This is a genomic window from Phytohabitans houttuyneae (assembly GCF_011764425.1).
Classification (GTDB): Bacteria; Actinomycetota; Actinomycetes; order Mycobacteriales; family Micromonosporaceae; genus Phytohabitans; species Phytohabitans houttuyneae.
This window is the reverse complement of the sequence record NZ_BLPF01000001.1, coordinates 1246222-1260908: the sequence shown is the minus strand read 5'-3', so window position 1 is coordinate 1260908 and position 14687 is coordinate 1246222. Positions and strand designations below refer to the sequence as shown.

Here is a 14687-nt window from a genome sequence, read left to right as displayed (position 1 = left end):
CTGGCGGCCGGGCACCGAACTACACCATTGTTATTCGTGGTTCCTCAGTGGGGCCTCAGGCCGGTGTGCGGGAACGCGACGTGGCACGCCAGGGGGTGTGTGTCACCCGGCGGAGGGAGGTGAGCGGCATGAGTGAGCGAAGCGAGCGAATCGTTGGGCTCAGCGCATCGGGAGCCTCATGCCCGCCCGCAGCGAAGCGAGGACGGGTATGAGTGCACTGCGCAAGGCGGGGGTTTGGCTCGGTCTCGTCGAGGAAGAGGACGACGACCGCTCCTACGACGACGGCTACGAGAGCAAGGGGCGGTACCGGGAGAGCGGCTACCGCGACCGGGACCGCGACTCGCGGGACGGGTGGGAGAGCCGGACGAGCCGGTACGCGGAGGAGTTCGCGGACGAGGACGAGGAGCTCGACGAGCAGCCGCCGCCGCGGACGCGGTCGCGGCTGGGCGAGCGCGTCCCGCTGGAGCGTTCACCGTCCCGCAGCGAGCTGTCGCGCGAGTCGGGTCGGGGGACCTGGACCGCGACGGTGAGCGGGCCAGCGTCCGGTCGATCACCCGGCCGAGTGCGCCGGAGCCCGTCTCGTACCCGACTCGGGAAAACCTTGCCCTCGCGCCCCAGGTGCAGCTCCGCGAGCGCGCGGTCGTGGCGGACGAGGACCAGCGGTACCAGATCACGACGCTCCACCCGACGACCTATCGGGAAGCGCGGACCATCGGCGAACACTTCCGCGACGGTGTACCAGTGATTATTAATCTCACCGAGATGGATGAGGCGGACGCCCGCCGACTGGTCGATTTCGCCGCCGGTTTGGCTTTCGGACTGCGCGGTACGATCGAGCGCGTGACCAACCGGGTGTTCCTGCTCTCTCCGGCCAACGTCCAGGTCACTGCGGAGGACAAGGCCAAGATCGCAGAGGGCGGGTTTTTCAACCTGAGCTGACTAACCCGACCGAGGGAACCGCCTGCCGTGCTGTCGATCACCCTACAAGTCATCTACCTGGTACTTTACGGTTTCTTCTTGACCCTTCTTGCCCGGTTTGTCCTAGGTGCGGTGCTCCAGTACGGCCGTCGCTGGCAGCCCAGCCGGGGGCCGCGGCGGCACTGGAGTCCGTGTGGACCGTCACCGATCCACCCCTGCGGGCGTTGAGGCGTGTGATCCCACCACTGCGAATTGGTACTGTCAGCTTCGACCTAGCCTCCCTTGTGTTGCTGGTTATTCTGTTCGTGCTGATGTACGTGGTAGGGCGGTTGATCACTAGCTGAACAGCTGGTGACCAGCCGCTACGCGGCCTCAACTGACCCGAGGAGTTTCGATGCCGCTCACCCCGGCCGACGTTCACAACGTCGCCTTCAAGAAGCCTCCGATCGGCAAGCGGGGGTACGACGAGGAGGAGGTCGACGCCTTCCTTGACGAGGTTGAGCGCGAACTCGCCCGTCTGATCGAAGAGAACAACGAGCTCCGAGCTCAGGTCGAGCGCGGTGGTGGCGGTCGTGGCGGCGCTCCAGCCGGCCCGGGTGCCGACCCGCGACTGGCCGCCGAGCTCAACGACATGAAGGCCCAGCTTGACCGCGTCCAGCGGGACAAGGCGGCCGCCGAGCAGGCGGCACGGGCCATGCAGGCGGAGCTCGAGCAGGTGCGCTCACAGGGCGGTCCGGTTGTCGGTGGCGACGGCGAGCAGCAGGCCCTGCGGGTCCTGATGATGGCCCAGCGCACCGCCGACGACCACGTGGCAGACGCCCGTCGGGAAGCCGACAAGCTGCTGTCCGACGCGCGTTCCAAGGCGGAGGAGGTCACCCGCGAGGCGCGGGCCAAGGCCGACGCCCTGGAGCGGGACGCCCGGCAGCGCCACCAGGAGGCGATGGGCGGGCTCGACGCCAAGCGCACCGCTCTCCAGAAGCACATCGAGGAGCTCAAGCAGTTCGAGCGCGAGTACCGCACCCGGCTCAAGGCGTACCTGGAGAGCCAGCTGCGGGACCTCGACGGTCGGGGGCAGGGCCTCGAAGCGGAGATGACCCGCGCCGACAGCAACCGCGTCCAGAGTGGCAGCGGTGGCCTGGCGACCGCTGGTCTGGCCGGTTCGTACGGCGGTGGCCGTTCGGGCGCGCTCGAGTCCGGCCGCTAAACGCACAACACATTCGAGAAAAGCCGTTTCATGCGGCGGGGGTGAGCCGTGATCGTCGGAAGTCTGCTGCTCATCCTCGTCGCCGTCACGCTGCTCGTGATCGGCCTGGCCAACGGGTCGAGCGCGCTGCTGATCAGCTCCATCGCGGCGAGCCTTCTGGCCGCCGTCGCATTGGTCGTCGGTGCCCGCCAGGCAGCCGCCGCCCGTGCGGACGCCGGCTTTGCCGACGACGACGAGCGGGAGCGTGCCGGCGACGAGGTCGGAGAGGGCGAGCGGGAGCGCAGGGCGCTGACCGCGGCCCGCGCGACCGAGCCGCTCGCTCGCCGGTCCGGTCCGGTCTACGCGCCAGCCCGGCAGTCCGACAGCACCATGGTCTTCGAGTCGCCGGTCGCGGTGGCCGAGCCGGAGGTCGAGTACCCGGCTCGCCAGACGCTCGACTACCCGCCGGCCGACGTCGCGGCAGAGGAGACCACGGCGGACATCCTCGACGAGGACGACCCGCCGGACGAGCCCGCCGCGCAGTACGTGTCGCCCGCCGACGCCGCCCGGGTCGCCCGGATGACGGCCGACGTGCTGGTGATCGACGGCCGCCCGCGGTACCACCTGGCCGGGTGCGTGCACCTGCTCGGCCGGGAGAGCGAGCCGCTGCCCGTGGGCGAGGCGGTCGAGCTCGGCTTCAGCCCGTGCGGCCGGTGCGAGCCCGACAGCGCGCTGCTCGCCGACGCCCGCCGCGTGTAGTTTTCTCCAGCGGCATACCATCCCGCGCCGACCGTCCTACCGGCAAAATGAGGCATGGTCACGCCGCCTGACGCTCTCGCCGTGCCGGTCCGGGTCAAGCCCGGCGCCGCACGCGCGCGGGTGGGTGGGCGGCACGACGGGCCGTTCGGGCCGGCGCTGGTGATCGCGGTGCACGCGCCGCCGGTCGACGGGCGGGCCACCGAGGCGGCTCGACGGGCACTGGCCGAGGCGCTGGGCGTGCGGCCCGCACAGGTCACCCTCCGCTCCGGCGCCGCCAGCCGGGACAAGCTCTTCGAGGTGAGCGGCGCCGGCAGCTCGGTCGATCTCGCCGGCCGCCTCGACGCGCTCCGCGAGACCTCCTGGTGACGGACCGGATGGAGGTCGCCCTCCTCATGGGGGCGGTCGTCCTGCTCGTGGCCGTCGGCGCGGTGCGCCTCTCCACCCGACTGGGCCTGCCGAGCCTCCTGGTCTACCTGGCGATCGGCGTCGCGCTCGGCGAGTCCGGGCTGGGCATCGAGTTCGAAAACGCCGAGCTCACGCGGACCCTCGGCTTCTGCGCGCTCATCGTGATCATTGCGGAGGGCGGGCTGACCGCGCGGTGGGGACAGCTGCGCCCGGTGCTCGGCGTCTCGGCCACGCTCGCCACGCTGGGCGTGATGGCCAGCTCGGTCGTCGTCGGCGTGGCCGTACACCTGGTGCTCGACCTCGACTGGCGGCTCGCCCTCCTCTATGGTGCGGTGCTCTCCTCGACGGACGCGGCGGCCGTTTTCGCCACCCTGCGCAGGCTGCGGCTGCCACCCCGGCTTGTCGCCACGCTCGAGGCCGAGTCCGGCATGAACGACGCCCCGGCCGTCCTCCTCGTCCTCCTTCTCTCCATGGACCCGGTCGGCGGCGGCCACCCCTGGTGGTACGAGGTGCTGGTCGTCGTGTACGAGCTGGCGGCCGGCGCGGCCATCGGGTACCTGGTCGGGTTCGGCGGCCGGTGGGCGCTGCGCCGGGCCGCGCTCCCGTCGGCCGGGCTCTACCCGATCGCGGCGGTGGGCCTGACCGTCCTCGCGTACGCGGCCGGCGCGGTCGCGCACGCCTCCGGCTTCCTCGCCGTGTACGTGGCCGGCGTGGTGCTGGGCAACGCCCGCCTGCCGCACCGCCAGGCGATCCTCGGGTTCGCCGACGGGCTGGCCTGGCTCGCCCAGATCGGCCTGTTCGTCCTGCTCGGCCTGCTCGCCTCGCCGGCGCGGCTGGCCGACGCGCTGGTACCGGCGATCGTCACCGGCCTCGCCCTCGTGCTGCTGGCCAGGCCGCTGTCGGTGGTGCTGTCCGCGACGCCGTTCCGGATCGGCGTGCGCGACCAGACCTTCCTGTCCTGGGCCGGGCTGCGCGGCGCCGTGCCGATCGTCCTCGCGACCGTGCCGCTGTCCGCCGGCGTCGAAGGCGCGGCCCAGCTGTTCGACGTGGTGTTCGTGCTGGTCGTGATCTTCACCCTGGTACAGGGCGGCACGCTCGCCCCGGTCGCCCGCCTGCTGCGGGTCTCCGCGCCGGCCGAGGCCACAGAGATACACGTGGACAGCGCGCCGCTGGAGCACATGCGCGCCGACCTGCTCCAGATGGAGGTGCCGCCGGGCTCGCGCCTGGCCGGCGTGCACCTGGACGAGCTGCGCCTGCCGGTCGGCGCCTCGGTCACGCTCGTGCTCCGCGACGGGGTCGGCTTCGTGCCTGGCCCGGACACCCGCCTCAAGGTGGGGGACAGCCTGCTGATCGTCGCCACCGCCCAGGTGCGCGACGCCGCCGAGCGGCGTCTGCGCGCGGTGAGCCGCCGGGGCAGGTTGGCGAGATGGTTCTCCGAGTACGGCGACGATCGCGACGATTGATCGACTAGAGTGTCCTTTGCCCGGTTTGTGGGTTTGGCGGCCTCTGAATTGGGTACGAGCGGTGCGGCATGTTGTCGGACGTCTTCACGTTCCGTATTCTTGCCAGCCACCGGAGTGCGCGGCGTCCGCCGCGCGCCCGTTTTGCAAGTGGGGGACAGCGATGGCCGAGCGGGCGAATGCCGCACGCAAGGCGGCATCGAAGGGCGGTGCGAGCACCCGCACCGGAGGCACTCGGGCCGCGGCGCAGCGTACCGCGAGCGCGTCCACGCCCAAGGCACCGGCTGCCAAGAAGGCGGCCGCGGGTCCCGCACGCGGCGCGGCAAAAAGCTCCCGGACCAGCGCGAACGCGACGGCGACGGGCGCCCGCGCCACCACCTCCATGAGCAAGAAGGCCGCCGCGGCTTCGGTTGCGGCCTCGGCTTCGGCTTCGGCTTCGGGGAAGGCTTCCGGGCCGGCGAAGGTGACGACCACGGCCGCTCCGGCCTCGGCGAGGGCTGCGACCGCGGCTGCCCCGGCGGCGAAGAAGGCGACCACCGTGGCTGCCCCGCCGGCGAAGAAGGCTGCGACCGCGGCGAAGAAGGCTGGGAGCGCGGCTAAGAGGGCGACCACCGCAGCCACCCCGGCGGCGGCGAAGGCGACCACCGCGGCTGCCCCGGCGAAGAAGGCCCCGACCAAGGCCGCATCAACCGCGAAGGCGACCAAGTCCGCACCGGCGGCGAAGGCCACTAAGTCCGCAAAGGCGACGAAGGCCGTGCCAGTCGCGAAGGCGGCGACGAAGGCCGCCGCCCCGGCGAAGAAGGTGCCAGCCAAGGCCACGACGCCGAAGGCCACCGCGGGCAAAGCCGCCACGGCGAGGAAGTCGCTGGCGAAGAGCGCGACCGCGGACACCACGACGGCGGCGAAGCGCGCGCAGGCCGTGACCAAAAAGACAAGCAGCACCACCCGCACGAAGGCCACAGAAGCTACGAAGACCATGAAAGCCACGAAGGCGACGGAGGCCGCGAAGAGCGCGCAGGGTGCCGCCCGCACCCCGGCGACGCGAGCCACGAAGAGCACGGACGCCGCGACGCGCACCGAGACCGCGACGAGCACCGAAGCCGCGACGAGCACGAAAACCGCGACAGGCGCGGCGAAGAAAACCGCCACCAGGAAGAAGGCGACCGCGCGTAAGAGCACCGCGTCGGCCGTACCCTTGGAAGCCACTCCCGACACCGCGAGCGGACCGACCTCGGTGACCGCCGCGGACGCACCACCACAGACATCGGCGTCCGACCCGGCGCCGGTGCAGGCCGTGGCTCCGGCCCACCAGGCCGGCAGCGCTGCGAACACCACAACACCGACCGCGGCCACCCAGGCCCCGCCTATCGCCGCGGACACCGCGGCCAAGGGAGCGACGATGGCGAAGCCAGCTGACACCAAGACCGCCACCAGCCGCAAGCCGGCGAAGGGGACCCGCAGTGCCGCGGAGACCGAGAAGATCCGGGCCGCCCTGGCGGGGCGCCGGGACGAGTTGCAGGCCGAGTACGATCAGACGCTGAGCGAGATCACCGAGCTTCAGCGCGAGCGGCTCACCGACTCGGCCGGCGATGACCAGGCCGACACGGGCACGAAGACGTTCGAGCGGGAGCAGGAGATCTCCCTCGCCAACGGCATTCTCGACCGGATCAGTCAGGTGGAGCGTGCGCTGGAGCGGCTCGACGCGGGCAACTACGGCTGGTGCGAGCGGTGCGGCAACCCGATCCCCGTGGAGCGGCTCGCCGCGTTCCCCTCAGCGACGCTGTGCGTGACGTGCAAGCAGTTGGAGGAGCGGCGCTGAGCACCGAGACGGAAGAAACGGTAGGCGAGCGGCCGGCCCCGCCGGTCCGACGGGCGGCGGTGCTGGTGCTGCTCGCCACCGCCGCCGTCTCGGTGCTCATCGATCAGGTCACCAAACACCTCGCGCTCGCCAACCTCGACGACGACGAGTCGGTGCGCGCGCTCGGCGGGCTCGTCTATCTGAGCCTGACCCGCAACAGCGGCGCGGCGTTCAGCCTCGGCAGTGACTACACATTCGTGTTCCCGCTGATCACCTGCGGGGTGATCGCGTGGATCGTGTGGATGGCGCTGCGGCTGCGGTCGGTGCCCTGGGGCGTCGCGCTGGGCTTCGTGCTCGGCGGCGCGCTCGGCAACGCCAGTGACCGCATCTTCCGGGCCCCCGGGCCGCTGCGCGGGCACGTGGTCGACATGTTCAGCCTGTTCGGGCCCAACGGTGAGTACTGGCCGATCTTCAACGTGGCCGACATGTCGCTGATCTGCGGCGTGGTGCTCGCGGTCGGGCTGGAGTTCACCGGCCGCCAGCGCGACGGGAGCCGGGTGCGCGCCAAGGCGGCCAAAAAGCCAAAGGCGGCAGAAGAGGAATGACCACCCGATCCGTCCCCGTGCCGGACGGTCTCGACGGCCTGCGCCTCGACCAGGCCGTTTCCCGTCTTTTCGGACTGTCCCGCAGTGCCGCCGCCGCCCTCGTGGAGGCCGGTGACGCGCTGGTCGACGGCGTGCCGCGGCCCAAGGCCGACAAGGTGACCGCGGGTTCGTGGCTGGAGGTGCACCTGCCCGCGCCGCCGGTCGCCGTTGAGGTGGTGCCCCAGGCGGTGCCCGGCCTGCGGGTGATCTACGCGGACGACGACATCGTGGTCGTGGACAAGCCGGTCGGCGTGGCCGCGCACCCGAGTCCAGGATGGACCGGCCCGACCGTCATCGGCGGTCTCGCCGCGATCGGCCACCGCATCTCCACGAGCGGCGCGGCCGAGCGGCAGGGCATCGTGCACCGCCTCGACGTCGGTACGACCGGCGTGATGGTGGTGGCCAAGAGCGAGCACGCGTACACGGTGTTGAAGCGCGCCTTCAAGGAGCGCGAGGTCGAAAAGCGGTACCACGCCTTGGTGCAGGGGCACCTCGACCCGCTGCGCGGCACGATCGACGCGCCGATCGACCGCCACCCCACCCACGACTACAGGTGGGCGGTCATGTCGGGCGGTAAACCGAGCGTCACGCACTATGACACATTGGAGGCGTTTCCGGCGGCAAGCCTCGCCGACGTGCGCCTGGAAACCGGCCGTACGCACCAGATCCGGGTCCACTTCTCGGCCATGCGGCACCCATGCGTGGGTGACCTGACGTACGGTGCGGACCCGACACTCGCGGCCCGGTTGGGGCTGTCCAGGCAGTGGTTACACGCCCGTGCGCTCAGCTTCCTGCACCCCGTACGGGGGAAGAAGTTCGGTTCGACAGCGACTACCCTGATGACCTGGCGCACGCGTTGAACACGCTCCGTGACGCCGCCTGACCATCCAGGTCCAGGCCCTGGGGCCTCACACAGTCGAGGGAGAGCTACGCCGTGCGCACTGGCGACTTGCTGCGCCGGTTGGACAGCCGGTTGTTGCCGCCGCTGGCACGAGCGATGTCGCGGCTGGCTCAGGGACGGCTCCGCATGCGGGTGCTGACCGGCGTCGCGCTGCTCTCCTCCACCGCCGTCCTGCTCACCGCGGTGTGGGCCGCCGACCGGGGCGCGCCCGGCGGCGACCCGACGGTCGGCGAGGTCGTGCGGGTCGGCGTGGTCGAGGGCCAGTCCATCCCGGGGTACGTGGCGTCGAGCCGCGAGGAGCTGGCCAAGCTCGTCGCCACCCCACCGTCCACGGGAGACACCTACGCGCTGGTCACCCTGACGAACTACCTGGCGCCCGAGCGGCTGACCCCGGTGCTGCGGGACGTCGCCGTCGCACAGGTCTTCGGGCGGGTGCCGCTGGCCGACACCCAGACCCAGATCGTCCACATCCCGGCGGCGCGCATCCCCACCGACGTCGTCGACGGCATGGCGCAGGTGGCCGAGCGCAAGGAGGCCGAGGCCGCCGAGTACCGCACGCTGAGCGGCACGCTGACCGGCGACAGCGAGCGGGAGCGGCAGCTGCGCCAGGTGTACGACAGCGGGGCCGCGGTGGCCGCCGCCGAGGCGACCGCCTACCGCTCCTCGTGCTCGTGCGTGTACGCGGCGGTGATTCGCGCCACACCCACCGCGCTGAAGCAGATCTCCGGCCGCTCCGAGGTGCGCGCGGTCGACCCGGCCCCCGAGGTGCGCCGCCTCGACCGCGCCGTGTTCCTGCCGCCCCTGCCCGAGCAGACCGACGTCGTGCGGCCGCCGGCCGACACGTCCCTCCCGTCGCCCGACCCGTCCGCGCCGGCCACCGTCCCCGCCGAGCCGGCTCCCGCCGCCACCACAGTCCCGCCGGAGCCGGCCGCGACCAGCGAGGCGCCGGCCTCCCCGCCGGCGACCACCCCGGCGCCCGGCGAGACCTCCCCGCCCGCCTCACCGCCACCACCGAGCGAGCCCGTAGGCTCACCGACGGCAAGCCTGTGACCGCATGTGCCGCCGCGGTCACTTCCCGCGGCAGCATCTCGTATCACAATCCGCACGTTGAACCGTTGGCCTGTGAGGCTCGTGTCCTGACCGGATGCCCAGATAGGGGCACCGCGCGAGCCCGGAGGGAGACACAGTGACGCACTGTGTGTGCTTCGCTCGTTGGATCCATGGTGTGGTCTGAATAGGGATTTGTTCGTAGCCTGTCAGGCGGGACCGATGGCGCTGGGAGGGGCGAGCCGTGGAGGGCACCGAGACCGGCTGGGGCCGGCCTGGGGAACCAGCGCCGCGATGGCGTGCGCTGCTCGACCGTGCCCGTGGAGGCGGCCGTACCAATGACCCAGACCTTGACTTTGATCCTCGCGGCCGGCGGGCGCCGAGCCCGCTGGACGGCCGCGACGACGACGGGCCCGCCTTTGACCTGCCACCGCCCCGCCCGCTCGACGGCGGCTACGACGACCGGTGGGAAGAGCCACGGGGCGGCGGTGGCCGCGGCTACGACGGCGGACGCGGCTTCGACGGCCCGCCACCACGGCCGCGCGGCGTGAACGGCACGGCCAACGGCGCAAACGGCCGCCCGCGCTCCGGCGGCGGCTACGCGCCCCCGGTGGTTACGGCAGCCCGGTCGCCTACGGCAGTCCGGTCGACTACCCCGACGACGGCTACCCGCCGGACGCCCGCTACGCCGACCAGCAGGGATACCCGGACCAGCGGTACCCCGACGGGCGTTACGGCGACGGGCGCCGCCCCGAGCCGCCGCGCTACCCCGCCGAGCCCGGCTACTCCGCGCCCGACCCGCGCATGGCGGCCCGACCCGGCCCCGCGGTCGTGCGCGAGCCGGCTCCCCGCGAGCAGGCATCGCGCGAGGCCGCCCGCCGCGACCAGCCCGTCTCCTCACCCGGTGGATACAGCCGGTGGGCCGAGCTCGAGGGCGGGTGGCAGCCACCCGCGCCGCCGCGCCCCACCGCACCGCCCCCGCCCCCCGTCCAGCCGCCGCCGCAGCAGCAGGACAACGGGTACATGCCACAGCTTGAGTTCCGGCAGACCCGGCCCGACGCGGAGGTGGAGCGGGCGGTCAGCGTGCTCCGGCGCGACCTGGGCATGCCGAAGGTGCTCGCGTTCGCCAACCCCAAGGGCGGCGTCCACAAGACCACCGCCACCGTGCTGGCCGCCGCCACCGTCGGCAGCGTGCGCGGCCGCGGCGTGCTCGCCTGGGACGACAACGAGCTGCGCGGCACCCTCGGCCTGCGCGCCGGCAGCGCGCGGCACGCCCGCACGATTCGCCACCTGATCGCCGACCTCGCCGACGTCGAGGCCCGCCATGGCCTGGAGCTCAAGGAGGAGCTCGACGACTACCTGCGGCACGCCTCCGACGGGTCGTACGACGTGCTGGCCGGCGAGGAGAGCCCGCGCTTCGCCCAGCGGCTCGACCAGTACACGGTGCGCCGGGTCCTGGAGCTGCTGCGCCGCACGCACGACGTGATCTGCGTCGACACCGGCAACAACGTGGAAAGCGCCAACTGGCAGACCGTGCTGCAGGCCGCCGACCAGCTCGTGATCACGACCGTGCCGCGCGAGGACGCCGCGTTCACCGCCGACTGGATGCTCGACCTGCTCGACGAGGTGGGCATGGGTGAGCTCGCCGCCAACGCGGTGACGCTGCTGTCCTGCCCCACGCCCGGCCACTCGCCGCTGCTGGAAGACCTGGCCCGGCACTTCTCCACCCGCACCCGCGCGGTGGCCGTCGTGCCGTACGACCAGGCGCTGGAGACGGGCTCCTCGATCGAGTACAACCAGCTCCAGCCGGAGACCCGGGCCGCCTGGCTCAAGGCCGCTTCGGTGATGCTGGAGCCGTTCGTCCGATAGCTCCGCAAGTCCCCGGCGGCGTGATCCAGATGGCACACCGACACGCGCTGAGGCAATCGAGGGACGGCCTCCCGGGGGCTAGGCTCGGGCTTCGAGTTGGCACTGTGAGCGGGAGGGGGCGCGGGGGTGTCTGAGCCGTCGTTTGTGCATCTTCACGTGCATACGGAGTACTCGATGCTCGACGGCGCCGCGCGGCTCAAGGATCTGTTCAGCGAGGCGAAGCGGCTGGAGATGCCGGCTCTCGCGATGACCGACCACGGCAACCTCTTCGGGGCGTACGACTTCTTCAAGCAGGCCACCGGCGCCGGCGTAAAACCCATAATCGGGTGTGAGATGTACTTGACGCCCAACAGCGACCGGCGGGATCGGACGCGGGTTCGGTGGGCGGACGGCGGGGAGAACGACGTCTCCGGCGGTGGTGCGTACACGCACATGACGATGCTCGCCGCCGACGGGGAAGGGCTGCAGAACCTCTTCCGGCTCGGGTCGTTCGCGAGCATCGAGGGGTACTTCTACAAGCCGCGCGCGGACCGCGAGCTGCTCCACCGGTACGCGAAGGGCATCATCGCCACCACCGGCTGCCCGTCCGGTGAGATCCAGACCTGGCTGCGCATCGGCGACTTCGAAAAGGCGTGCGCGTCGGCGGCCGAGTTCCGCGACATCTTCGGGCCGGACAACTTCTACCTGGAGCTGATGGACCACGGGCTCGACATCGAGACCCGCATCCGGGAAGACCTGATCCGGCTCGGCAAGCGGCTCAACCTGAAGCCGGTCGCGACAAACGACCTGCACTACACGTTCGACCGCGACGCCGACGCGCACGAGGTGCTGCTCTGCGTGCAGTCCGGCTCGACGATGGCCGACCCCAAGCGGTTCAAGTTCGACGCCCGCGACTTCTACCTCAAGTCACCCGCCGAGATGCGCAAGCTGTGGGACTCCGAGGTGCCGGGCGCCTGCGACAACACGCTGGAGATCGCCGAGAAGATCGGTGACTACTCTTCGCTCTTCGCCGCGCGCAACCTCATGCCGCAGTTCCCGGTGCCGGCGGGGGAGACCGAGGAGTCGTTCCTGCGCAAGGAGGTCCTGCGCGGGCTGGAGCGGCGCTTCCCCAACGGCGTGCCCGAGGACCGGCGCGCCCAGGCGGAGTACGAGTTGAGCGTCATCATCAAGATGGGCTTCCCGGGCTACTTCCTGGTGACCGCCGACCTTGTGGCGTACGCGAAGCGGGAGGGCATCCGGGTGGGGCCGGGGCGTGGCTCGGCGGCGGGCGCGCTCATCGCGTACGCGCTGGGCATCACCGAGCTCGACCCGATGCAGCACGGCCTGCTGTTCGAGCGGTTCCTCAACCCCGACCGCATCTCGATGCCCGACATCGACATGGACTTCGACGAGCGCCGGCGCGGCGACATGATCCGGTACGCGACGGAGAAGTACGGCGAGGAGCGGGTCGCGCAGATCATCACGTACGGCACGATCAAGGCGAAGGCCGCGATCAAGGATGCGGCCCGGGTGCTCGGGTACCCGTTCGCGATGGGCGACAAGATCACCAAGGCGATGCCACCGGCCGTGATGGGCAAGGACATCCCGCTCGGCGGCATCTTTGACTCGAGCCACCCGCGCTACCCGGAGGCGGTCGAGTTCCGCCAGCTGTACGACAGCGACGCCGAGGTGCAGAAGATCGTCGACACCGCCAAGGGCCTGGAGGGCCTGAAGCGGCAGTGGGGCGTGCACGCGGCCGGCGTGATCCTGTCCCGTGACCCGCTCGTCGACGTGCTGCCGATCCACAAGCGCGAGCAGGACGGCGCGATCATCACGCAGTGGGACATGGGCGCGTGCGAGTCCATCGGCCTGCTGAAGATGGACTTCCTCGGCCTGCGCAACCTCACGATCCTCGACGACTGCCTCGACGCGATCCGCGACAACCGCGGCATCGACGTCGTGCTGGAGGATCTGCCGCTGGACGACAAGGCCACGTACGAGCTGCTGGCCCGCGGCGACACGCTCGGCGTCTTCCAGTTCGACGGCGGTCCGATGCGGGCGCTGCTGCGCTCGATGATTCCCGACAACTTCGAGGACATCTCCGCCGTGGGCGCGCTCTACCGCCCCGGTCCGATGGGCGCCAACGCGCACAACGACTACGCCGACCGGAAGAACAAGCGCAAGCCGGTCGTGCCGATCCATCCCGAGCTTGCCGAGCCGCTGAAGGAGATCCTGGGCGACACCTACGGGCTGATCGTGTACCAGGAGCAGGTCATGGCGATCGCGCAGAAGGTGGCCGGCTACACGCTCGGCGCCGCCGACCTGCTGCGGCGTGCGATGGGCAAGAAGAAGAAGGAGATCCTGGACAAGGAGTTCCAGCCGTTCTCCGCCGGCATGAAGGCGAACGGGTACACGGACGCGGCGATCAAGACGCTGTGGGACATCCTCGTTCCGTTCTCCGACTACGCCTTCAACAAGGCGCACTCCGCGGCGTACGGCGTGGTGTCGTACTGGACGGCGTACCTCAAGGCCAACTACCCGGCCGAGTACATGAGCGGCCTGCTCACCTCCGTCGGCGACGACAAGGACAAGTCGGCCGTCTACCTCGCCGAGTGCCGGCGCATGGGCATCAAGGTGCTGCCGCCGGACGTCAACGAGTCGATGGCCCGCTTCGCGGCCGTCGGCCAGGACATCCGCTTCGGCCTGGCCGCGGTGCGCAACGTCGGCACCAACGTGGTCGAGGCGATCATGCGGTGCCGCAAGGAGAAGGGCGCGTACACCGACTTCTACGACTTCCTGCGCAAGGTCGACGCGGTGGCCTGCAACAAGAAGACGATTGAATCGCTGATCAAGGCGGGCGCGTTCGACTCGATGGGGCACCCGCGCAAGGGCCTGCTCGCGGTGCACGCCGACGCGATCGACTCGTTCCTCGACATCAAGAAAAACGAGGCGATCGGGCAGTACGACCTGTTCGGCGACGCGTTCGGCGGTGGCGACGACGCGGCCGGCGCCGGCATGGTGGTCACGCCGCAGATCCCGGCGGGGAGTGGGACAAGGGCGACCTGCTCACGTTCGAGCGCGAGATGCTCGGCCTGTACGTGTCGGACCACCCGCTCTTCGGCGTCGAGCACGTGCTGCGCGACGCGGCCGACATGTCGATCTCGGCGCTCGCCGAGGAGGGCTCGGTCGCCGACGGCGCGGTCATCACGCTCGCCGGCATCCTCTCCGGGGTGCAGCGGCGGATCACCAAGCAGGGGCGGGCCTGGGCGTCGGCGACGCTGGAAGACCTGGGCGGCGCGGTCGAGGTGCTGTTCTTCCCGAACACGTACGAGATCGTCGGCCAGTACATCGCCGAGGACGCGATCGTGGTGGTCAAGGGGCGGGTCGACCGGCGCGACGACCAGCCGCGGCTGATGGCGATGGACATGTCGCTGCCGGACATCACGGCCGCCGACGAGGTCAAGCCGGTGGTGCTGGCGCTGCCCCCGTCGCGGTGCACGCCGCCGCTGGTGGAGCGGCTGCGTGAGGTGCTGAGCAGCCATCCGGGTTCGGCCGAGGTGCACGTCAAGCTCGTCAACGGCTCGCGGGCCACGGTGCTGCGGCTGGGCCCGACGCGGGTGGCGCCGAGCACCGCGCTGATGGCCGACCTCAAGGCCCTGCTCGGTCCCGCCGCGGTCGCCGGCTGACCACTCACCGAGGCGAAGGCCGGCGGGGCGGGAGCGTC

Annotated in this window: 9 protein-coding genes and 4 pseudogenes; 12 read left to right on the top strand and 1 reads right to left on the bottom strand. The window is 71.2% G+C overall.

Features of this window, described 5'->3' with window-relative positions; translation table 11 throughout:
* Nucleotides 1-208: 208 nt before the first annotated feature.
* The 6 genes and pseudogenes from Phou_RS05850 to Phou_RS05825 all read left to right on the top strand — a co-directional run bounded on the left by Phou_RS05850 (nt 209) and on the right by Phou_RS05825 (nt 4728).
* Nucleotides 209-939 (top strand): annotated as a pseudogene (locus Phou_RS05850) (cell division protein SepF).
* A gap of 27 nt (nt 940-966) precedes the next feature.
* A pseudogene (locus Phou_RS05845) lies at nt 967-1262 on the top strand (YggT family protein).
* A 50-nt stretch (nt 1263-1312) separates the two neighbouring features.
* Nucleotides 1313-2122 carry a DivIVA domain-containing protein gene (locus Phou_RS05840; RefSeq protein WP_173054231.1) on the top strand — a complete coding sequence of 270 codons (810 nt, stop codon included), beginning with the start codon at nt 1313-1315 and terminating at the stop codon, nt 2120-2122.
* A 48-nt stretch (nt 2123-2170) separates the two neighbouring features.
* Nucleotides 2171-2860 (top strand): hypothetical protein, encoded by a 690-nt coding sequence (locus Phou_RS05835; RefSeq protein WP_173054229.1) that lies wholly within the window; start codon nt 2171-2173, stop codon nt 2858-2860.
* Between the two features lie 54 nt (nt 2861-2914).
* Entirely contained in the window at nt 2915-3226 is a 312-nt protein-coding gene (locus Phou_RS05830) for a DUF167 domain-containing protein (protein ID WP_173054227.1), read from the top strand.
* A gap of 8 nt (nt 3227-3234) precedes the next feature.
* Nucleotides 3235-4728 (top strand): potassium/proton antiporter, encoded by a 1494-nt coding sequence (locus tag Phou_RS05825; protein ID WP_371872169.1) that lies wholly within the window; start codon nt 3235-3237, stop codon nt 4726-4728.
* Nucleotides 4729-4812: 84 nt separating this feature from the next.
* Here the strand turns inward: Phou_RS05825 and Phou_RS05820 are convergent, their stop codons facing one another.
* On the bottom strand, nt 4813-6114 hold the full coding sequence (locus Phou_RS05820) for a hypothetical protein (protein WP_173054223.1): 1302 nt from the start codon (nt 6112-6114) through the stop codon (nt 4813-4815).
* A gap of 10 nt (nt 6115-6124) precedes the next feature.
* Here Phou_RS05820 and Phou_RS05815 point away from each other — a divergent pair, with 10 nt between their 5' ends.
* The 6 genes and pseudogenes from Phou_RS05815 to dnaE all read left to right on the top strand — a co-directional run bounded on the left by Phou_RS05815 (nt 6125) and on the right by dnaE (nt 14649).
* Nucleotides 6125-6544: a TraR/DksA family transcriptional regulator gene (locus Phou_RS05815; protein WP_173054221.1), complete on the top strand. Its 420-nt coding sequence runs from the start codon at nt 6125-6127 to the stop codon at nt 6542-6544.
* Nucleotides 6541-7128: a signal peptidase II gene (gene lspA, locus Phou_RS05810; RefSeq protein ID WP_371872168.1), complete on the top strand. Its 588-nt coding sequence runs from the start codon at nt 6541-6543 to the stop codon at nt 7126-7128. The genes Phou_RS05815 and lspA overlap by 4 nt, the downstream gene beginning before the upstream one ends.
* Nucleotides 7125-8050 (top strand): annotated as a pseudogene (locus Phou_RS05805) (RluA family pseudouridine synthase). Before lspA ends, Phou_RS05805 begins: the two are co-directional and overlap by 4 nt.
* Nucleotides 8051-8101: 51 nt before the next feature.
* Nucleotides 8102-9118 (top strand): hypothetical protein, encoded by a 1017-nt coding sequence (locus Phou_RS05800; protein ID WP_173054219.1) that lies wholly within the window; start codon nt 8102-8104, stop codon nt 9116-9118.
* 462 nt (nt 9119-9580) lie between these two features.
* Nucleotides 9581-10984: a MinD/ParA family ATP-binding protein gene (locus tag Phou_RS05795; protein ID WP_173054217.1), complete on the top strand. Its 1404-nt coding sequence runs from the start codon at nt 9581-9583 to the stop codon at nt 10982-10984.
* Between the two features lie 174 nt (nt 10985-11158).
* A pseudogene (dnaE, locus tag Phou_RS05790) lies at nt 11159-14649 on the top strand (DNA polymerase III subunit alpha).
* The last annotated feature ends 38 nt before the right edge of the window (nt 14650-14687 follow it).

Excerpts from the sequence above, each read along its gene's own strand:
- Phou_RS05830 (WP_173054227.1), top strand. The coding sequence starts at position 2,915 with ATGGTCACGCCGCCTGACGCTCTCGCCGTGCCGGTCCGGGTCAAGCCC.
- Phou_RS05825 (WP_371872169.1), top strand. The coding sequence starts at position 3,235 with ATGGAGGTCGCCCTCCTCATGGGGGCGGTCGTCCTGCTCGTGGCCGTC.
- Phou_RS05840 (WP_173054231.1), top strand. The coding sequence starts at position 1,313 with ATGCCGCTCACCCCGGCCGACGTTCACAACGTCGCCTTCAAGAAGCCT.
- Phou_RS05815 (WP_173054221.1), top strand. The coding sequence starts at position 6,125 with ATGGCGAAGCCAGCTGACACCAAGACCGCCACCAGCCGCAAGCCGGCG.